This window comes from Limimaricola cinnabarinus (genome assembly GCF_047631075.1).
GTDB classification, from domain to species: Bacteria; Pseudomonadota; Alphaproteobacteria; order Rhodobacterales; family Rhodobacteraceae; genus Limimaricola; species Limimaricola cinnabarinus.
In genome coordinates this window covers 12855-30826 of the sequence record NZ_JBLHYX010000018.1, presented here as the reverse complement: position 1 = coordinate 30826, position 17972 = coordinate 12855, and the positions used below count along the sequence as shown (strand labels likewise).

Genomic DNA, 17972 nt, shown 5'->3' with positions numbered 1-17972 from the left:
TCAACCGTCCGAGCCGGTCTCGTCCGGCGAAGGCTCCACCCTTTCTAGGGTCACGTCTCCCGCGTCGGGATCGGCCTCGATGATCTGCGGAGCATCGGTCTCGCCGGGGGCGGCGGTCCCTTCCTCCTCCGTGGCCCCGTCCGCCGTGCCGGTCCCGGCCGGTTCATCGCCCGGAACGGGCGTGTCCGACTCGTCTCCCGGAACGGGCGTGTCCGACTCGTCTCCCGGAACGGGCGTGTCCGACTCGTCTCCCGGAACGGGCGTGGCCGACCCATCTCCCGGAACGGGGGCCTCGGGGGCGTCTCCCACGACGGGCGCTCCGGATCCGTCCTCGTCCTCTGCCGGGACCGCTTCGGGGGCGGTCACCGGCGCGTTGCCCACATAGGCCCCGTCGCGCCAGCCGCCTTCCTCGACCTCGCCCGTGGCATAGCGCATCACGCCGTCGCCCTGCCGCCGCCCGTTGCGGAACTGCCCCTCATAGGTGTCGCCATTGGCATAGGTGGCGAGGCCTCGTCCCTCGATCTCGCCATCGACCCAGTCGCCTTCATAGACGAAGCCGTCGGGCATGGTGATCCGGCCGGTGCCGTGGCGCTGCCCGTCCTCGAACCCACCCTCATAGACGGTGCCGTCGGCATAGGTAGCCGTGCCCTGGCCCTCGCGCTGCCCCTCGGCCCATTCGCCTTCATAACTGTAGCCGTCGGCATAGGTCATCTTGCCGCGACCGTGGTTCTGCGCGTTGAGGAACTGACCCTCGTAGACGAGGCCGTTGGCGTAGGTCGCGACGCCCTCGCCCTCGATCACGCCTTCCTTCCAGTCGCCCTCATAGGTCGAGCCGTCGGGATAGGTGATCTTGCCGGTGCCATGCGCGAGGTCGTTCTCGAACTGGCCGACATAGACCGACCCGTCGGGATAGGTGACCTCGCCCTGTCCCTCGATCCGGCCCTCGACCCAGGCGCCGACATAGCGGTAGCCGTCGGTGCCGGTAAAGCTGCCCTGACCGTGGCGGCGGTCGGCCTGAAAGGCCCCTTCATAGACATCGCCATTGACGTATTCGACCCGGCCCGTGCCCTCGCGCTTGCCCGCCACGAACTGGCCCTCATAGATATCGCCGCCGGGCTGTTCGAGCCGGCCCTCGCCCTCGATCTGCCCGTCGACCCAGCCGCCGGTGTAGCGCAGCCCGTCGGCCATGGTGAGCGTGCCCTCGCCGTCGCGTTCGCCCGCCTTGAGCATACCCTCATAGGTGGAGCCGTCGGGATAGGTGATCTTGCCCTCACCCTCCTTGACCCCGTTGATGAACTGCCCCTCGTAGACATAGCCGTCCGGGCTCGTCAGCGTGCCGGTGCCGTGATGCATGGCGTTGCGGAACTCGCCCTCGTAGCGGGTGCCGTTGGCATAGTCGGCGGTGCCACGGCCGGTGATCTTGCCGTCCTCCCACTCGCCCTCGTAGCTGCCGCCATCGGCGAATGTGATCCGGCCCACGCCCTCGGGCTTGCCGCGCGCGAACTGCCCCTCATAGACCGAGCCGTTGGGAAAGGTGGCCTGACCCTCGCCACGGATCTCGCCCTCGAACCACTCGCCCACGTATTCATAGCCGTTGGGAAGCCGGTAGCTGCCCTGACCGTGCTGGCGACCGTTGAGAAAGGTGCCCTCGTAGACGCCGCCATCCTCGTATTGCTTGGTGGTGACGTCCTGCGCGATGGCGCCGGGCGCCTGCGCGAGTCCGATTGCCGCCGCGAGAGTGAACGCGCGCATGGCTCCTGCCGACATGACCGATTGCCCCCGATCGCCGGGCCCGGTTCGACCGGCCCCTGTTTCCGATTTCGTGCCAGAGTAGCGGCCGCCCGAAGCCAAGACAACAGCCCCGGCATGTCCTTGGCGGGTCGGGCCCGCCGGGCCACAGGTCGGCCCATGGATCGGAGCGCGCATGCCGCACGGCGACGCTTGCGCAGGCACGGGCTGCGACTACTCTCGCCCCGATGCACCAGACCCGCGGAGGTCCCATGCCCGAAAACAAGACCAGACCCACGACCGAGAGCGTCGAGGCGTTTTTGAACGCGGTGACGCCCGATCGCCGCCGCGAGGAAGGCCGCGCCCTCGATGCGCTGTTTCGCGACGCGACGGGCTTCGTGCCGCAGATGTGGGGGGCATCGATCGTCGGCTACGGCTCGTATGACTATCTCTACGAAAGCGGCCGCTCGGGGCGTTTCCTCGCCACCGGGTTTTCGCCTCGAAAGGCGCATCTGGTGCTCTACATCATGCCCGGCTACGACGCGGCCAACCCGATCCTCGCCCGCTTGGGCAAACATCGGCTCGGCAAATCGTGCCTCTACATCAACAAGCTCGCCGATGTGGATCGCGGCGTTCTGGCGGAGTTGATCCGGCACGGGCTCGACCGGCTGGAGGGCTTTTCGCCGGTGCATCCGATCTGAGGCGGGCCCCGTCTGCCAAGGATCGCCATGACCGAAGACGACACGCCCCTCAGGGGCCGCTGGATCGCCATGGCGGCCCTGCTGGTGGCGGGCTTCATGAACCTGATCGACGTGACCATCGTCAACGTCGCCATCCCGTCGCTGCAGGCGGCTTTCGATGCCACCGACAGCCAGATCGAATGGGTCGTGGCCGCCTATATCCTGAGCTTCGCGTTGTTCTTGCTGCCCGCTGGCCGGCTGGGCGACGTGGTCGGGCGCAGGCGCATGTTCGTGATCGGCGTTGTGGTCTTCACCATTGCCTCGGCGTTGTGCGGCCTCGCGCCCGGCATCGGCAGCCTCGTGGCCGCCCGCGTGCTGCAGGGCATCGGCGGGGCGATGATGACGCCACAGACCCTCGCCCTCGTGCCCGCGCTGTTCCCGCCGCGCGAACGCGGCGCGGCCTTCGCGCTGTTCGGCCTCTCGGCAGGTCTGGCGAGCGTGACCGGCCCGGTGCTGGGCGGGTTTCTCATCGGCGCCGACATCATGGGTCTCGACTGGCGGCCGATCTTCCTCGTCAACATTCCCGTGGGCGTGATCGCGGTGGCGGGGGCCATGCGCTACGTGCCCAAGATCCCCGGCGACAAGGCGCTGCGCCTCGATCTCGTTGGCATGGCATTGGCGGGGACGGGGCTGATGCTGCTGCTGTTCCCGTTGATCGAGGGGCGTCAGCTCGGTTGGCCCGTCTGGATCTTCGCGATGATGGGGGTGTCGGTCCCCGTGGGGCTGGGCTTCGTGCTGTGGCAGCGACGTCAGGCCGCGCGCGGCGCGCCGCAGCTCATCCCCGCGAGCCTTCTGGCCAATGGCGACTATGTCACCGGCTCGGTTTTGGCGACGCTGCTCTTTGCCGGAATTCCGGGCTTTTTCCTCGTTTTCGCGATCTTTCTTCAGATCGGCAACGGCCTGACCCCGCTCGAGTCGGGCGTCACCACCATGCCGTTCTCGCTGGGCGTTCTGGGCGCGTCGATCCTGTCGGGTCGCCTCGGCACGCGCTGGCCGCGTCAGCGGATCACGGCGGGGGCGGTGCTGCTGGTGATCGGCATGACCGCGCTGCGGATGGTGCTGCCCGAAGAGGGCGGGGCCCTGTCGCGCATGGCCTTCATCCTTCCGCTGGGCCTCGCCGGGCTGGGCCTCGGCACCGCCGTCTCGCCGCTGTTCCAGACCGTGCTTGCCAACGTGGCCGACCGCGACACCGGCGCGGGCTCAGGCGCGCTGCAGAGCTTTCAGCAGGTCGGCGGAGCGTTGGGCGTGGCGGTGATGGGACAGCTCTTCTTCGGATTGCTGCGCGGCGGGGGCGGCTATCCGGACGCGATGACGGCCGCGCTGTGGTTCAACGCGGCCGCCTTCGTCGCCGTGGCGCTTCTGGTCTGGCGGCTGCCAGAGCCGCGCCTCGTGCCGGAAATCAGGCCGGGGCGGGGGGGCAGCGACAGACCCGAGCCCGCCCCGGCGGAGTGATCAGAGCGTCAGCTGGTAGCTATGCGGCACCCAGGCAAAGCCGTCATCCACCGCCATGACATAGCCCGCACCGGGGAAGGGCATGTGATAACCGATCACCGGCATCTTGCGCTCGGCCGCCATCGACAGCACCCGCCGCCGCGTCTCGACAGCCATTTCCTTGTCGGAATCAAAGCTCACATGCCAGTCGGGCTCGCCGACCGACCAGACATAGTGGTTGGCGGTATCGGCCATCAGCAAAAGCTCGCCCTCGCTCCCGGTGACGGTGAAGACGAGGTGGCCCGGCGTGTGGCCGAAGGCCGCCATCGCGGTGAGCGGGCCGACCGTGTCGCCATCCTCGATGAACTGCAGCTCTCCTTCCAGCGGGCGCACCTTGGCCTCGAACCCCTCGTTGCCCTGTTCGGCCCAATGGTCGAACTCGACCCGGCCCGCATGGTGCGAGGCGTTGGCGAATGTCTTCTCTCCACCTTCGGTCATCAGCCCGCCGATATGGTCGCCATGCATGTGGGTCAGCACCACATGAGTGACGTCGGAGGGCTGCTTGCCCGCGGCTTCGAGGGCTGCGGTGATACCCGCCGCGTCGTTGCCGGTATCGACGAGGATCACGTTTCCGCCCGCTTCGACCAGCACCGGGTTGAAGAAGAAGCGCGCCTCGTCGGAGGGAATGAAGTTCTCCTCGCTGACCTGCGCGAAGGTCTCGTCATCGACGTTGAGGCCGAAGATCGAATGCGGGTCGGGCACCACGCGGCTGCCGGACAGCAAGGTGGTCACCGTGACGTCGCCCAGCGTGAAGGCGCGGTGGGTCGGAAGCTCGACCCCACCGCCCGGAGCGGCCTGTGCGGTGGCGGTGCCGGGCAGGCCCGCGCTTGCCGCGAGAGGCAGCGCCGCGCCGGCCATGAGTGCCGCACGGCGGCTGATCGAATGGGACATCTGAGGTCTCCTCTGCGTTGAGTTCCAACAGAGGATAGCGCGCAGGGCATCCTCGCCTAGCTGTGGCGCGCACAGGGGCTGTGCGTCATAGCCACCATTGGTCGATCGCGGCGATGTCGTCGTCGGACCAGCCGAAGTGATGCGCGAATTCATGCACCGTCACATGCGCCACCATCTCGGCCACGGTGACGTCGCCGCGTTCGGCCCATTCGTCGAGGATCGGCCGCCGGAACAGCCAGACCACGTCGGGCCCGTGCGGCACGTCCCAGTTCGACTTCTCGGTCATCGGCGTGCCGTCATAGAGCCCGGTCAGCTCGAACGGCTCCATCTCCATCTGTTCGAGGATGTCGTCGGGCGCGAAATCGACGACCCTGAGGGCCACCTCGCGCGCCGCCGCTCGGAACGGCTCGGGCAGGGTCTCGATGACATGGCGCGCGATCGTCTCGATCTCGTCGAGGGAGGGCGCGAGGGGGCTGCCCGCGAAGGGGTCGGATGTGCTGTCCATGGCCCCCGATATGGACAAAACGGCCCGCCTGTGAAAGAGCCGTCACGAACAGGAGAGCCCCATGACCACGACCCGTTTCGCCCCGTCCCCCACCGGTTGGCTGCATATCGGCAACCTGCGCGCCGCGCTGTTCAACCACGCCATCGCGCGCCAGCAGGGCGGCGAGTTCATCCTGCGCATCGACGACACCGATCAGGAACGCTCGAAACCCGAATACGTGGATGGCATCCTCGAGGCGCTCGACTGGCTCGGCATCACCCATGACCGGGTGGAGCGGCAGTCGGGCCGGGTGGAGCGCTACACGGCGGCGCGCGAGAAGCTGGTGGCCGACGGGCGGCTCTATGAATGCTTCGAGACCCCGACCGAGCTCGATCTCAAGCGCAAGAAGCAGCTCAACATGGGCAAGCCGCCGGTCTATGACCGCGCCGCGCTCGATCTCAGCGACGCCGAAAAGGACCGCCTGCGCGCCGAGCGCGGCAGCCATTGGCGCTTCAAGCTCGACCGCGAGCGGATCGAGTGGGAGGACGGCATCCTCGGGCCCATTTCCATCGACGCCGCGAGCGTGTCGGACCCGGTGCTGATCAAGGAAAGCGGGCAGGTGCTCTACACCTTCGCCTCCTCGGTCGACGACGCCGAGATGGGCATCACCGACGTGGTGCGCGGCTCGGACCACGTGACCAACACCGCGACGCAGATCCAGATCATCCGCGCGCTGGGCTATGAGCCGCCGCGCTTCGCGCATCACTCCCTGCTCACCGGCCCGCAGGGCGAGGCACTGTCCAAGCGGCTCGGCACGCTGTCCTTGCGCGATCTCAAGGCCGCTGGCATCGAACCGATGGCGATCCTGAGCCTGATGGCGCGCTTGGGCTCCTCGCAGCCTGTCGAGCTGCGCCAGACGCCTGCGGAGGTGATCGAGGGCTTCGACATCGCCACCTTCGGCTCGGCCCCGACCAAGTTCGACCCCGCCGATCTGGAGCCGCTGACCGCGCGCTGGCTGTCGCAGCAGCCGCTGTCGGAGGTGGCCGAAGACGTGGCGGCGGCGGGCGTGCCCGACGATCTGGCCGAGGCGTTCTGGGCCGTGGTGCGCGAGAACCTCAAGACCCGCGCGACCATCGCCGAATGGTGGGCGGTGTTCCGCGACGGCCGCGCCGGTCGCGCCGAGCCCGAGGACGCGGAGTTCGTGGCACAGGCGCTCGGACTTCTGGGCGACGCGCCTTACGGCCCCGAGACCTGGAAGCAGTGGACCGACGCGGTGAAGGCCGAGACCGGGCGCAAGGGCCGCGGCCTGTTCCTGCCGCTGCGCCGCGCCGTCACCGGCATGGATCACGGTCCCGAAATGGCCGATGTCATGGCGCTGATGCGGGTCAAGCCGCAGGTCTGACCCGCCGCGACGACCGGTCCCACCCCGGCGGGCTGGACCGGATCGGCACGCGCCATATCTCCCGCCTTTGACAGGCGGGAGACGGATCATGCGCGATTGCATCATCGTGGGCGGCGGCCCGGCGGGCCTGACCGCCGGAATCTACATGGCGAGGTTCCTGCGCGACACGGTGCTGTTCGACGCGGGCCGCCCCCGCGCGCATCGCATCCCGCGCACCCGCAACCTGCCGGGATACCCCGACGGGATCGAGGGGCCGGAGCTTCTCGACAACATGCGCCGCCAGCTCGGCCATTACGACGTCGAGATCCGCCGCGATCGCGCGACGACGGCCAGCCGCATCGAGGGCGGCTTTCGGGTCGAGGCGGATGGCGGCGCGATCGAGGCCCGGACGCTGATCCTCGCCACCGGCGTCACCAACCGCCCGCCCCGGATCCCGGAGGAGATTCATGACGAGGGGGTGGCGCGGGGGCTGATCCGCTACTGTCCGATCTGCGACGCCTACGAGGTGCGTGGCCGCAAGGTGGCGATCCTCGGCTCGGGACCGCATGCGGTCGCCGAAGGACGCTTCGTACGGCATTACGCCGAGGACGTGACCGTAGTGCGCCCCGAACACGCGCCGCTCGACGATGATGATGAACGGGCGCTGTCGCGGACCGGGCTCAAGATCCTGCCATCGCATCGCCGCGACATCCGGCTCGACGGCGATAATATCGTGGTCGAGATGGAAGACGGGCAGGTGGCGCGCTTCGACACGCTCTATGTCGCGCTGGGCACCGATCCGCATTCCGACCTCGCCCGCGATCTCGGCGCGACGCTGACCGACGCCGGCTGCATCCCGGTGGATGCGCATTGCGAAACCGACGTCAAAGGCCTCTTTGCCATCGGCGACGTGGTGGCGGGCCTCGACCAGATTGCCCATGGCATGGGCCACGCCGCCGTGGCGACCACGGCGATCCACAACAGGCTGCTTGCGGACTAGGCCTCCAATCTTTGGATCCCGGTCCCCGGTCCCCGGTCCCTAGTCCTGCGCCCTGAGCACCTGCGCGGGACGGACCTTCAGCGGACGCCACGCAAAGCCGAGGCCCGCCAGAAGGCTCGCCAAGGCGCCGCCCAGCACGATGCCGATGGCCGAGGACCAGATCACCGAGAACTCGGTTTCCATCACGGAATACGACACGGCCCAGCCGCCCAGAATGCCCGCGCCCAGCGCCACCAGCCCGGCGGCGGCCCCCAGAAGCGCCGCGCGCAAAGCGAAGCTCGCGAGGATGCGGGCCCGGGAGGCGCCCAGCGTCTTGAGGATCGCCGCCTCGTAGGTGCGCGACCGCTCGCCCGCCGCCGCCGCGCCGATCAGCACCAGAAACCCGGTGAGAAGGGTCGCCGCCGCGCCGTAGCGGGTGGCCGCCGCGATGCCGTCGATCACCCGCGTCACCTGATCGATGGCATCGCGCACCCGGATCGCGGTGATGTTGGGATAGGCGTCGGCCAGATCGCGCAGGATCGCGGCCTCGGCCTCTTCCTCGGCATAGACCGTGGCGATCCAGCTATGCGGCGCACCGGCGAGGGCGCCGGGGTTCATCGACATCACGAAGGCGATGGCGGCAGAGCCGAAATCGACGCGGCGCAGATTGGCGATGGTCGCGGTCACGTCGCGGCCCAGCACGTTGACGGTGATCTCGTCGCCAAGGCCCAGACCGATCTCCATCGCCTCTTCCTCGGCAAAGCTCACGAGCGGCGGTCCGGTGTAGTCCTCGGCCCACCAGTCACCCGCGACGATATCCTCGCCATCGGGCGGCGCGGCGGAATAGGTCAGGCCCCGGTCGCCATGCAGCACCCAGTGGTCGGCCACCTCGCGCGCGGGGCGGCCGTTGATCTCGCTGATGATGCCGCGCAGCATCGGCGCGCTGTCGGTGCGGCTGACCTGCGCGTCGCCATCGAGCCGCGCGCGGAATCCCTCGATCTGGTCGGGCTGGATGTCGAGAAAGAAATAGGCGGGCGCGACCTCGGGCAGGTCGTCCGCGATGGCGCGGCGCAGGTTGCCGTCGATCTGCCCCACGGAGGCGAGGACCGACAGGCCAAGGCCCAAAGACAGCACCACCGATCCGGTTTCGCCGCCGCGCTTGCCGATGGCGCCCAGCGCCAGGCGCAGACCCGGACGCCCGCGCAGGCCACGCCCGAAGCGCCGCGCGAGGGCCTGCACGCCCAAGGCCGCCAGCGACAGCAGCACCAGCGCCCCTGCGATGCCGCCCGCCGTCGAGAGCGTCAGCCGCCATGTGCCCGAAAACAGCACCGCCGCCCCGAGAAGCACCGCCAGAAGCGCCGCGATCGCGCCCATGTAGCGTCGCCGGGGGAGGGCGCGCCCCGCCCCCATCGCGTCGCGAAACAGCGTCGCCGCGCGCACGTTCTCGGTCCGCGCCAGCGGCCAGAGCGTGAAGATCATAGCGACAAGCGCGCCGTAGAGCGCCGCCTCGATCAGCGGGCGCGGATAGACCGCGAACTCTGCCGGGATCGGCAGCCGCGCGGTGATCAGCGGCGCCAGCGCCAGCGGCGCGAGCACCCCCAGCACGAGGCCGATGGCGAGGCCCAGCAGCGTCAGCGCGCCGATCTGGAGAAAGTAGGTCAGGAAGATCGTCGCCCGCGTCGCCCCAAGCGTGCGCAGCGTCGCGATGGTCTCGGTCTTGCCGGCGAGATAGGCGCGCACCGCCGCCGAAATGCCGACACCGCCCACGGCGAGGCCGGACAGACCGATCAGCACCAGAAACGAGCCGAGCCGGTCCACGAAACGCTCGGTGCCGCCAGCGCCGCGCCGCGCGTCGCGCCAGCGCAGGCCGCTACCCTCGAACCGCGTCTCGGCCTCGTCCTCGAGCGACTGCAGATCGGCGCCCCCGGGCAGGTCGAGCCGGTAATGCGAAGAAAACAGCGTGCCCTCGGCCAAGAGCCCCGAGGCTTCGAGGTCGCGCGCCAGAACGAGGCTGCGCGGCCCGAGGCCGAAGCCGCCCGCCGCGCTGTCGGGATAGCCCGCCAGCACCGCCATCAGCACGAATTCCTGCGTGCCGAGCCGCACCCGGTCCCCCGGAGCGAGGGCCAACCGGTCGCTCAGCGCGCGCTCCATGACGATGCCGGGCAGGCCGTCCGCCCCCGCAAAGGCCCGGTCGAGTGGTATTTCTGGCTCCAGCCGGACCTGACCCACCAGCGGATAGGCGTCGCCCACGGCACGGATCTGGGTCAGGCCGCGCTCGGTCTCGCCGTCGCGCTCGACCACCGCCATGCCGCGGAAATCGACGACTTCGGACACGGTCGAGGCGGTGGCGCGCATCCATGCGCGTTCCTCGTCATTGGCATAGCGGTAGGTCAGTTCGATCTCGGCGTCGCCTCCGAGCATCGCGGCGCTCTCGCGCTCCAGCCCCGACTGGATCGCCGAACGCACCATGCCGACGGCGGCGATGGCGGCGACGCCCAGCGCGAGGCAGGCCAGAAAGATACGGAAGCCGCGCAAGCCGCCGCGCAGCTCGCGCCGGGCGAGACGGGCGGCGAGGCGCGCGCTCATGCCGAGATCCGCCCGTCGGTCAGACGCACCACCCGGTCGCAGCGCTCGGCCAGTTCGGGCGCATGGGTCACCATGACCAGCGTCGCACCATGCCGGTCGCGCAGGTCGAACAGCAGGTCCATGATCTGCGCGCCGTTGGCGGCGTCGAGGTTGCCGGTGGGCTCGTCGGCCAGAAGGATCTTGGGATGCGGCGCGGTGGCGCGCGCCAGCGCCACGCGCTGCTGCTCGCCGCCCGAGAGCTGACCGGGGTAGTGCCCGGCGCGGTGGCCGAGGCCCACGGCGATCAGCTGCGCCTCGGCGCGCTCATGCGCGTCGCGCGCGCCCGCCAGTTCCAGCGGGATCGCGACATTTTCCAGCGCCGTCATCGTCGGGATCAGGTGGAAGGACTGGAACACCACCCCCATATTGTCACGGCGGAACCGGGCCAGAGCGTCCTCGTCCAGCGCGGTGAGATCGTGGCCCAGCGCCGCGACGGCGCCGCCGGTGGCGCGCTCGAGACCGCCCATGAGCATGAGGAGCGACGACTTGCCAGATCCACTCGGACCCACCAGCCCCAGCGTTTCGCCGGATGTCACGTCGAGCGTGATGCCGTGCAGGATCTCCACCGGCCCCGCATTGCCCGAGAGCGTCAGCTCGGCATCGGTCAGAGAGAGAACGGGATCGGTCATGGGGGGAGCCTTCCTTCGCACACGCTCCGAGCGATATGGCCTGAGAGCGGGGATGCGCAACCCGTTGCTGCCGCTGCTCTTCGCCGCAGCCGCGCTCGCCGCCCCGGTCGCCGCCCAGACGGAGGAAGTCGTCATCGCGGCGCTGGGCGACAGCCTGACGGCGGGCTACGGGCTGCCGCAGGGCGAGGGGCTGGTGCCGCAGCTTCAGGAATGGCTCGACGCCGAAGGCGCGCAGATCCGGCTGATCAATGCCGGCGTGTCGGGCGACACCTCGGCGGGCGGGCTCGCACGCACCGACTGGACCCTGACGCCCGAGGTCGATGCGATGATCGTGGCGCTGGGCGGCAATGATTTCCTGCGTGGGCTGGCGCCTGAGGCGATGCGCGACAATCTCGACGGCATTCTCGACAAGGCCGATGCGGCGGGGATCGAGGCGCTTCTGGTCGGGATCGCGGCGGGTCCGAACTATGGCGCGGATTACGCGCAGGCCTTCGACGGCGCTTATGAAACACTGGCCGAGACGCATGACGTGCCTCTCTACCCCGATTTCTTCTCGGCGCTGCAGGACGGGCAGGGCGTCGATGCGGCACGGCGGGCCTATCTGCAATCCGACGGCATCCATCCCAACGCCGAAGGGGTAGCGGTGATCGTCGAGGCCTTGGGGCCTTGGGTGCTGGATCTGGCCGAAGAGGTGAGGGCCGACGCGCCGCGGGGCGATGGATCGCAGGCCGCCGCGCGCTAGATTCCCTGTCATCGCAACAGGGAGGATCGCACCATGTCTGTCGCAAAGGTCACGGAAATCATCGCCGCATCGCCGAACAGTTTCGACGAGGCCGTGAAGAACGGGATCGCGCGGGCCTCGGAGACGCTTCAGGGCATCACCGGGGCTTGGGTGTCCGAACAAAAGGTGGCGGTCGAGAACGGGCGGATCACCGAGTATCGCGTGGCGATGCGGGTCACCTTCATTCTCGCGGACTGAACCCGACACGAAAGCGTCCCGAGACGAAAACGGGCACGACCCGCCAGAGGTCGTGCCCGTCCCGAAACCTGTGCGACGGGGCGCGAGGCGCGCCCCTTCGTTTTACATCGGCTTGAGGTTCACGGCCGATTCACGGCCATCGCGGCCGGCTTCGATGTCGAAGCTGACCTTCTGGTTGTCGGCCAGGCCGGTCAGGCCCGAGCGCTCAACAGCGGAAATGTGGACGAACACGTCCTTGCTGCCGCCATCGGGGGCAATGAAGCCGAAGCCTTTGGTGGTGTTGAACCATTTCACGGTGCCGGTAGCCATCGTGCTGTCTTCCTTAACAAGTCTCCGCGCGCGGAATTGCGGCGGTCTGCGGCTCTGTCAGTGCTGATCGAGGGACTGAGGCCGGTAAAGGAGACAGTAGTCGATAGAGGTAACGTCGCCTTGTCCAGTTAACCCGAATCAGCCAGAAAATCAATTCGCATTCGGGCCTGTCGGACGCGGTTCGGCAGCTCCTTGCCTGAACCGCGCGGCGCGTCCGGCAGCACCGGGGGGGAGCGCGATGAAGAGTGGGATCTGCGTCTGGCGGCATGATGGCGCGATATCCGTGCGCCTGACCTGCGAGGGCCGCGTCGAGGCACCGAACTGGTGCGCCGACGGCGCGCTCTTGCTCAATGCCGAAGGGCGGCTGTGGCGGCTCGGCCCGGAGGCGGACCGGCTTGCGCCCGTGGATACCGGCTTTGCCACGCAGCTCAACAACGACCATGCGCCGTCGCCCGATGGCGGGCATGTCGCGATCTCCGACAAGGTCGAGACCGGCGCCTCCTGCGTCTATCTCGTGCCGGTCGCGGGCGGGACGCCGCGCCGCGTCACCCGGGCCGTGCCATCATGGATGCATGGCTGGAGCCCGGACGGGCGGCAGGTCGTCCATGCCGGAGCGCGGGGTGGCGGGCCGGTGGGGATCTACCTCACCGATGTCGAGACCGGCGAGGAACGTTGCGTGACCGATGCCTTCGATCACGCCGACGGGCCGGATTTCTCGAGCGATGGCACGTGGATCTGGTTCAACGGTGAGCGGGACGGCGCGGTGGACATCTGGCGCATCCGGCCCGACGGCACGGGTGAGGAGCGGATGACCGACGGTCCGGGCGTCGACTGGTTTCCGCATCCGTCGCCCGATGGCCGCCATGTCGTGCATCTGCGCTATCCGCCGGGCACCGAGGGCCATCCCGCCGATCGCGACGTGGCGCTGTGGCTGATGCCGCAAACGGGCGGCGCGGGGCGCGAGATCGCGCGGTTTCGCGGCGGGCAGGGGAGCCTGAACGTGCCGTGCTGGGCGCCGGACGGCTCGTGCTTTGCCTTCATCCGCTACCCGGCATGAGCACGGGATGGCCGCGGGCACGGGCGGGGCAGGCCATCGGCCTTCTGGGCGGGTCGTTCGATCCGGCGCATGAAGGGCACATGGCGATCACGCTCGAGTCGATCCGCCGGTTCCGGCTCGACCGCGTGTGGTGGATGGTGAGCCCCGGCAACCCGCTCAAGGCGCGCCGCCCCGCGCCGATGCCGCAGCGCATCGCGCAGGCCGAGGCCGTGGCGCGGCATCCCCGGATACAGGTCACCGACATCGAGGCGCGGCTCGGCACGCGCTATACCGCCCAGACCATCGCCCGGCTCACCGCGCGCTATCCGGGCGTCGATTTCATCTGGCTGATGGGCGCCGACAATCTTGTGCAGCTGCATCGCTGGCAGGACTGGCACCGCATCGTCGAGACGGTGCCGATGGGGGTCTTCGCGCGGCCCGGCGACCGGCTGTCGGCGCGGCTGTCACGTGCGGCGCGGGTTTACCGTGCGGCGCAACTGCCGATGGGCTCGGCCGAGGCGCTGGCCCGCTCGCAGGCGCCCGCGTGGTGTTTCGTCAACCTGCCGATGTCGGCCGTCTCCTCGACGGCGATCCGCGCGGGGGGCGATTGGCCGTCATCGGGTCGAAAACTTGCAAAACCGTGAGGCGCGGGGCGTTGCCCCCACCCGCCCGCGCGCTCTATCTATCGGGTATGAATGCACGACTGACCCGACGCGGCCTGCTTCTGGGCGGCCTTTCCCTGACCGCCTCCGCCGCGATGGCGCAGGCGCCGCTCACCGCGCTGCGCCCGCAGGCCCGCCCCGGGGGGGCCGTGGCGCTCGATGCGCGCCCCTCGGGGTTGCGCCCGCAGGCGCGCGAGTCCACCGCCCGCTTCGTCGAGGAGGCCCGGCTCGGCGGGCGCACCTCCTTTGTTGCGCTCGATGCGCGTTCGGGCGAGATCCTCGATCAGCACGACGCCTATACCCGCCTGCCGCCCGCCAGCGTGGCCAAGTCGATCACGGCGCTTTATGCGCTCGATGCGCTGGGCGGGGATTTCCGCTTCGACACGACCCTCATGGCCACGGGCCCCGTCGAGAACGGCATCGTGCAGGGCGACCTCGTGCTCGCGGGGTCGGGCGATCCGACGCTCGATACCGATGCGCTGGACGGCATGGCGCTCGAGCTGAAGGCGGCGGGCGTGCGTGGCGTCACGGGCGGTCTCGTCGTCTGGGGCGGGGCGGTGCCGCAGGAGGCGCAGATCGACCCGGTGCAGATGGCGCATCTGGGCTACAACCCGTCCGTGGGCGGGCTCAATCTCAACTACAACCGCATCTATTTCTCATGGGTGCGGCGCGGCACGGGCTACGAGCTGACGCTCGATGCGCGCGGCACCGACAGCCGCCCCGAGGTCGCGATGGCGCGAATCGAGGCGGTGGATCGCGGCACGCCGGTCTACACCTATGCGCAGGAGGACGGTGTCGACGTCTGGACCGTGGGACGGCGCTATCTCGGCGACAGCGGGTCGCGATGGCTGCCGGTGCGGCGGCCCGCGCTTTATGCCGGGCAGGTCTTTGCAAAGCTGGCCGAGGCGCAGGGGATCGATCTGGGCGCGGTGTCCGAGGCGGCCGCCGCGCCGCAGGGCACGGTGCTGGTGCGCCACCAGAGCGCCGATCTCACCCGGCTCATCCGTGACATGCTTCTCTATTCGACCAATCTCACCGCCGAGCAGATCGGCCTTGCCGCCAGCGTCAGGCGCGGCACCGGCGTCACCGACCTGCCGGGATCGGGGCGGGCGATGTCGAACTGGATCGAGGCGCGGTTCGGGGCCGCGCCCGATCTCGTGGATCATTCGGGTCTGGGCGGCGGGAGCCGGATCAGCGCCATGCAGATGGGCAAGATCCTCGCCACGCCGCAGGCGCGCGAGGCGCTCAGGCCGCTTCTGAAGTCGATCCGCCTCTATGGCCCGCGCGGCGAGGCGCTGGCCACACCGCCGGGCGTCGTGGTGGCCAAGACCGGCACGCTCAACTTCGTCAGCGCGCTGGCGGGTTACGAGCGCACGATGGGCGGGCGGGATATCGCCTTCGCGATCTTCTCGGGCGACGTGGAGCGGCGCATCGATTCGCAGGATGACGAGGAAGAGCGCCCCGAGGGCGCGCGCAGCTACAACGGCCGCGCCAAGTGGCTGCAGCAGAGGCTGCTGCAGCGCTGGGGCATCGCCTATGAAACAGAACGGAACGCCACCAACTAGGCTCAGGTCCTGATCTTGCGTCCCCGCGGCCCCATGAAGAACCACACGATCAGGCCGAGCACCGGCAGGATCAGGATGGCGAGGGTCCAGATCACCTTCTTGCCCGTAGAGGCAGAGGAGGTGACGACGTTCCAGATGGCGTAGAGATCGAGCAGGAAGACGATCAGTCCGAAGATGCGCATGACGCGGCCCTTTCATGGCTATGCGTCATGAACGCCCGGCGGGGGCCTCGGGGTCCAAGGGTAGAGTGCGAAGACGGCGCTCAGACGGTGAGGTGCCGCGCCCGCGCGCCGCGCTCGATTGCCGCTGCGTGCAGCCGGTCGATCGCCAGCTCGTAGCGGATCTCCTCGAGCATCCGCCCCTCGCCCTCGGTGACGTTGCCATCGGCGGCGGCCACGTCGCAGGCCAGCGCATAGGCCGTCTCGAACAACCGCTCGGGCAGTGCCGCGCGGATGAGGCCGAACAGTGCGTCGAGACCGTCCTCCTGTTCGAGCAGGTCGAACACGGTGTTCGAGATGCCCGACAGGTCGTCGCCGTAATCGGAGAACACCGGCAGGTGGTTCACCATGTTCGAAATCTTGACGAGTTCGGAGGTGCGGATGGTTTCGTCCGAGGCCGAGACGGCGATCATCAGCGCCACCAGCGCATCCTGCGCGGTCAGGGAAGGGGTGTCGCTCATGGGTCGGGCTCCTTGCATTCGAGGCCAATTTATTGACGCCGTGACCCCCCCGCAATAGGAGAGCCGGATCATTCCCAAGAGGTGACACGATGTCCGAGATGCGCGACGCGGCGATGCAGAGCAAGGCCTGGCCCTTCGAAGAGGCGCGCGCGCTGCTCAAACGTCTTGGCGGCAAGGACCCCGAGAAGGGCCACGTGCTGTTCGAAACCGGCTACGGGCCGTCGGGCCTGCCGCATATCGGCACCTTCGGCGAGGTGCTGCGCACCACGATGATCCGCCGTGCCTTCGAGGTGATCTCGGACATCCCGACGCGGCTCATCTGCTTCTCGGACGATCTCGACGGCATGCGCAAGGTGCCCGAAAACGTGCCGCAGCAGGAGATGATGCACGAGAACCTGCAGCGGCCGCTGACGAGCGTTCCCGATCCCTTCGGCACGCATGACAGTTTCGGCGGGCACAACAATGCCATGCTGCGCCGGTTTCTCGACACGTTCGGCTTTGATTACGAGTTCGTCTCGGCGACCGAGTTCTACCGGGCGGGCAAGTTCGACGACACGCTCAAGCTCGCCACCGAGCGCTATGACGACATCATGGCGATCATGCTGAAGAGCTTGCGCGACGAGCGGCGCGAGACCTATTCGTGCTTCCTGCCGATCCACCCCGAGACGGGCCGCGTGCTCTACGTGCCGATGAAGCATGTCGATGCCAAGGAGCACACCGTCACCTTCGACGACGAGGAGGGGCGCGAATGGACGCTGCCGGTGACGGGCGGCAACGTGAAGCTGCAGTGGAAGCCCGATTTCGGTGCGCGCTGGGCCGCGCTCGGCGTCGATTTCGAGATGTATGGCAAGGACCATTCGACCAACACGCCGATCTATGACGGCATCTGCAAGGTGCTGGGCGGCCGCGCGCCGCATCACTTCACCTACGAGCTGTTCCTCGACGATCAGGGCCAGAAAATCTCCAAGTCCAAGGGCAACGGCCTCACGATGGACGAGTGGCTGAGCTATGCCTCGACCGACAGCCTGAGCTACTTCATGTATCTCAAGCCCAAGACCGCCAAGCGGATGCATTTCGACGTCATCCCCAAGATGGTGGACGAATATCACCAGCAGTTGCGCGCCTATCCCGGTCAGGATCTCAAGGCGCAGCTCGCCAACCCGGTCTATCACATCCATCAGGGCGACGTGCCTGCCTCGGACATGGTGGTGCCGTTCCAGATGCTTCTGAATCTGGTCTCGGTGTCTGGCGCCGAAGACAAGGAGACGCTGTGGGGCTTCATCCGCCGCTACGCGCCCGAGGCCAGCCCCGAGACGCATCCCGGCCTCGACGACGCGGCGGGCTTCGCGATCCGCTACTACGAGGATCGGGTGAAGCCGGGCAAGACCTACCGCGCCCCCACCGAGGAGGAGCGCGCGGCGCTCGAGGACTTGCGCGCGCGGCTTGCCGCATGGGCGGGCGGAGCGGATGCCGACGGGCTGCAATCGGTGGTCTTCGCGGTTGCCCGCGAGCGCAAGTTCGATCCGATGCGCGACTGGTTCAAGGCGCTCTATGAGGTGCTGCTCGGCGCCTCCGAAGGCCCGCGCTTCGGCGGGTTCATCGCGCTCTACGGCGTCGAGAACACGGTGGCCCTGATCGACCGGGCACTGTCGGGCGATCTGGTCGCCTGAACCGGCTCTCCACAACGTGATGGCTGGAAAGAGGCGTCTTTCCCGCCGGTTGCACCCCGAGCGCCGATCCCGCGAGAGCGCGGGTGAAACCGAACGGGCCGCGATGCCGTAGCTTCCCGGAGAG

18 protein-coding genes are annotated in these 17972 nt (G+C 68.7%); 10 read left to right on the top strand and 8 right to left on the bottom strand.

Annotated features, from left to right (window positions below):
• Nucleotides 1–1752 (bottom strand): MORN repeat-containing protein, encoded by a 1752-nt coding sequence (locus tag ACJASC_RS14215; RefSeq protein WP_415146587.1) that lies wholly within the window; start codon nt 1750–1752, stop codon nt 1–3.
• 248 nt (nt 1753–2000) lie between these two features.
• On the opposite strand from ACJASC_RS14215, the gene ACJASC_RS14210 reads away from it, so the two are divergent.
• Together ACJASC_RS14210 and ACJASC_RS14205 are read left to right on the top strand one after the other, a co-directional pair.
• Entirely contained in the window at nt 2001–2429 is a 429-nt protein-coding gene (locus tag ACJASC_RS14210; RefSeq protein ID WP_415146586.1) for a DUF1801 domain-containing protein, read from the top strand.
• Between the two features lie 27 nt (nt 2430–2456).
• A complete protein-coding gene (locus ACJASC_RS14205; protein WP_415146585.1) occupies nt 2457–3920 on the top strand; it encodes an MFS transporter in 1464 nt (487 codons plus the stop codon).
• Here the strand turns inward: ACJASC_RS14205 and ACJASC_RS14200 are convergent, their stop codons facing one another.
• Both ACJASC_RS14200 and ACJASC_RS14195 read right to left on the bottom strand, forming a co-directional pair.
• Nucleotides 3921–4850: an MBL fold metallo-hydrolase gene (locus ACJASC_RS14200; RefSeq protein WP_415146584.1), complete on the bottom strand. Its 930-nt coding sequence runs from the start codon at nt 4848–4850 to the stop codon at nt 3921–3923. It lies immediately after the preceding gene.
• Nucleotides 4851–4935: 85 nt separating this feature from the next.
• Nucleotides 4936–5355: a metallopeptidase family protein gene (locus ACJASC_RS14195; protein WP_021693753.1), complete on the bottom strand. Its 420-nt coding sequence runs from the start codon at nt 5353–5355 to the stop codon at nt 4936–4938.
• A gap of 61 nt (nt 5356–5416) precedes the next feature.
• Here ACJASC_RS14195 and gltX point away from each other — a divergent pair, with 61 nt between their 5' ends.
• Together gltX and ACJASC_RS14185 are read left to right on the top strand one after the other, a co-directional pair.
• Nucleotides 5417–6736, top strand: a complete 1320-nt coding sequence (gltX, locus tag ACJASC_RS14190; RefSeq protein WP_415146583.1) for a glutamate--tRNA ligase — start codon at nt 5417–5419, stop codon at nt 6734–6736.
• An 88-nt stretch (nt 6737–6824) separates the two neighbouring features.
• Nucleotides 6825–7715, top strand: a complete 891-nt coding sequence (locus ACJASC_RS14185; protein WP_415146582.1) for an NAD(P)/FAD-dependent oxidoreductase — start codon at nt 6825–6827, stop codon at nt 7713–7715.
• A 39-nt stretch (nt 7716–7754) separates the two neighbouring features.
• Here ACJASC_RS14185 and ACJASC_RS14180 read toward each other — a convergent pair whose 3' ends face one another.
• Complete coding sequence (locus ACJASC_RS14180; RefSeq protein ID WP_415146581.1) at nt 7755–10280, bottom strand: ABC transporter permease; 2526 nt, start codon at nt 10278–10280, stop codon at nt 7755–7757.
• Nucleotides 10277–10948, bottom strand: coding sequence for an ABC transporter ATP-binding protein (locus ACJASC_RS14175; protein WP_415146579.1), 672 nt, complete (start codon nt 10946–10948; stop codon nt 10277–10279). The genes ACJASC_RS14180 and ACJASC_RS14175 overlap by 4 nt, the downstream gene beginning before the upstream one ends.
• A gap of 52 nt (nt 10949–11000) precedes the next feature.
• On the opposite strand from ACJASC_RS14175, the gene ACJASC_RS14170 reads away from it, so the two are divergent.
• A complete protein-coding gene (locus tag ACJASC_RS14170; RefSeq protein ID WP_415146578.1) occupies nt 11001–11690 on the top strand; it encodes an arylesterase in 690 nt (229 codons plus the stop codon).
• Between the two features lie 33 nt (nt 11691–11723).
• On the top strand, nt 11724–11927 hold the full coding sequence (locus ACJASC_RS14165; protein ID WP_021693759.1) for a dodecin family protein: 204 nt from the start codon (nt 11724–11726) through the stop codon (nt 11925–11927).
• Nucleotides 11928–12029: 102 nt separating this feature from the next.
• Here ACJASC_RS14165 and ACJASC_RS14160 read toward each other — a convergent pair whose 3' ends face one another.
• A complete protein-coding gene (locus ACJASC_RS14160) occupies nt 12030–12236 on the bottom strand; it encodes a cold-shock protein (RefSeq protein ID WP_021693760.1) in 207 nt (68 codons plus the stop codon).
• A 238-nt stretch (nt 12237–12474) separates the two neighbouring features.
• On the opposite strand from ACJASC_RS14160, the gene ACJASC_RS14155 reads away from it, so the two are divergent.
• From ACJASC_RS14155 to dacB, 3 genes are read left to right on the top strand one after another with little or no spacing between them, the layout of a single operon-like run.
• A complete protein-coding gene (locus ACJASC_RS14155) occupies nt 12475–13293 on the top strand; it encodes a TolB family protein (protein WP_415146577.1) in 819 nt (272 codons plus the stop codon).
• Nucleotides 13290–13916, top strand: coding sequence for a nicotinate-nucleotide adenylyltransferase (locus ACJASC_RS14150; protein WP_415146576.1), 627 nt, complete (start codon nt 13290–13292; stop codon nt 13914–13916). The genes ACJASC_RS14155 and ACJASC_RS14150 overlap by 4 nt, the downstream gene beginning before the upstream one ends.
• Before the next feature lie 47 nt (nt 13917–13963).
• Entirely contained in the window at nt 13964–15499 is a 1536-nt protein-coding gene (gene dacB / locus ACJASC_RS14145; RefSeq protein WP_415146575.1) for a D-alanyl-D-alanine carboxypeptidase/D-alanyl-D-alanine endopeptidase, read from the top strand.
• 2 nt (nt 15500–15501) lie between these two features.
• On the opposite strand, the gene ACJASC_RS14140 is transcribed toward dacB, so the two are convergent.
• Nucleotides 15502–15681: a PLDc N-terminal domain-containing protein gene (locus ACJASC_RS14140; RefSeq protein ID WP_021693764.1), complete on the bottom strand. Its 180-nt coding sequence runs from the start codon at nt 15679–15681 to the stop codon at nt 15502–15504.
• Nucleotides 15682–15761: 80 nt separating this feature from the next.
• Nucleotides 15762–16178 (bottom strand): tellurite resistance TerB family protein, encoded by a 417-nt coding sequence (locus ACJASC_RS14135; protein ID WP_045319882.1) that lies wholly within the window; start codon nt 16176–16178, stop codon nt 15762–15764.
• Between the two features lie 89 nt (nt 16179–16267).
• Here ACJASC_RS14135 and ACJASC_RS14130 point away from each other — a divergent pair, with 89 nt between their 5' ends.
• The gene (locus ACJASC_RS14130) at nt 16268–17848 is read left to right on the top strand and encodes a lysine--tRNA ligase (protein WP_415146574.1); all 1581 of its coding nucleotides are present in this window, start codon (nt 16268–16270) and stop codon (nt 17846–17848) included.
• Nucleotides 17849–17972 lie beyond the last annotated feature (124 nt).

What these genes read in the sequence shown, in the direction of transcription:
- ACJASC_RS14215 (WP_415146587.1), bottom strand. Translation starts at nt 1,752, where the DNA reads ATGCGCGCGTTCACTCTCGCGGCGGCAATCGGACTCGCGCAGGCGCCC.
- ACJASC_RS14210 (WP_415146586.1), top strand. Translation starts at nt 2,001, where the DNA reads ATGCCCGAAAACAAGACCAGACCCACGACCGAGAGCGTCGAGGCGTTT.
- ACJASC_RS14205 (WP_415146585.1), top strand. Translation starts at nt 2,457, where the DNA reads ATGACCGAAGACGACACGCCCCTCAGGGGCCGCTGGATCGCCATGGCG.
- ACJASC_RS14200 (WP_415146584.1), bottom strand. Translation starts at nt 4,850, where the DNA reads ATGTCCCATTCGATCAGCCGCCGTGCGGCACTCATGGCCGGCGCGGCG.
- ACJASC_RS14195 (WP_021693753.1), bottom strand. Translation starts at nt 5,355, where the DNA reads ATGGACAGCACATCCGACCCCTTCGCGGGCAGCCCCCTCGCGCCCTCC.
- gltX (WP_415146583.1), top strand. Translation starts at nt 5,417, where the DNA reads ATGACCACGACCCGTTTCGCCCCGTCCCCCACCGGTTGGCTGCATATC.
- ACJASC_RS14185 (WP_415146582.1), top strand. Translation starts at nt 6,825, where the DNA reads ATGCGCGATTGCATCATCGTGGGCGGCGGCCCGGCGGGCCTGACCGCC.
- ACJASC_RS14180 (WP_415146581.1), bottom strand. Translation starts at nt 10,280, where the DNA reads ATGAGCGCGCGCCTCGCCGCCCGTCTCGCCCGGCGCGAGCTGCGCGGC.
- ACJASC_RS14175 (WP_415146579.1), bottom strand. Translation starts at nt 10,948, where the DNA reads ATGACCGATCCCGTTCTCTCTCTGACCGATGCCGAGCTGACGCTCTCG.
- ACJASC_RS14170 (WP_415146578.1), top strand. Translation starts at nt 11,001, where the DNA reads ATGCGCAACCCGTTGCTGCCGCTGCTCTTCGCCGCAGCCGCGCTCGCC.
- ACJASC_RS14165 (WP_021693759.1), top strand. Translation starts at nt 11,724, where the DNA reads ATGTCTGTCGCAAAGGTCACGGAAATCATCGCCGCATCGCCGAACAGT.
- ACJASC_RS14160 (WP_021693760.1), bottom strand. Translation starts at nt 12,236, where the DNA reads ATGGCTACCGGCACCGTGAAATGGTTCAACACCACCAAAGGCTTCGGC.
- ACJASC_RS14155 (WP_415146577.1), top strand. Translation starts at nt 12,475, where the DNA reads ATGAAGAGTGGGATCTGCGTCTGGCGGCATGATGGCGCGATATCCGTG.
- ACJASC_RS14150 (WP_415146576.1), top strand. Translation starts at nt 13,290, where the DNA reads ATGAGCACGGGATGGCCGCGGGCACGGGCGGGGCAGGCCATCGGCCTT.
- dacB (WP_415146575.1), top strand. Translation starts at nt 13,964, where the DNA reads ATGAATGCACGACTGACCCGACGCGGCCTGCTTCTGGGCGGCCTTTCC.
- ACJASC_RS14140 (WP_021693764.1), bottom strand. Translation starts at nt 15,681, where the DNA reads ATGCGCATCTTCGGACTGATCGTCTTCCTGCTCGATCTCTACGCCATC.
- ACJASC_RS14135 (WP_045319882.1), bottom strand. Translation starts at nt 16,178, where the DNA reads ATGAGCGACACCCCTTCCCTGACCGCGCAGGATGCGCTGGTGGCGCTG.
- ACJASC_RS14130 (WP_415146574.1), top strand. Translation starts at nt 16,268, where the DNA reads ATGTCCGAGATGCGCGACGCGGCGATGCAGAGCAAGGCCTGGCCCTTC.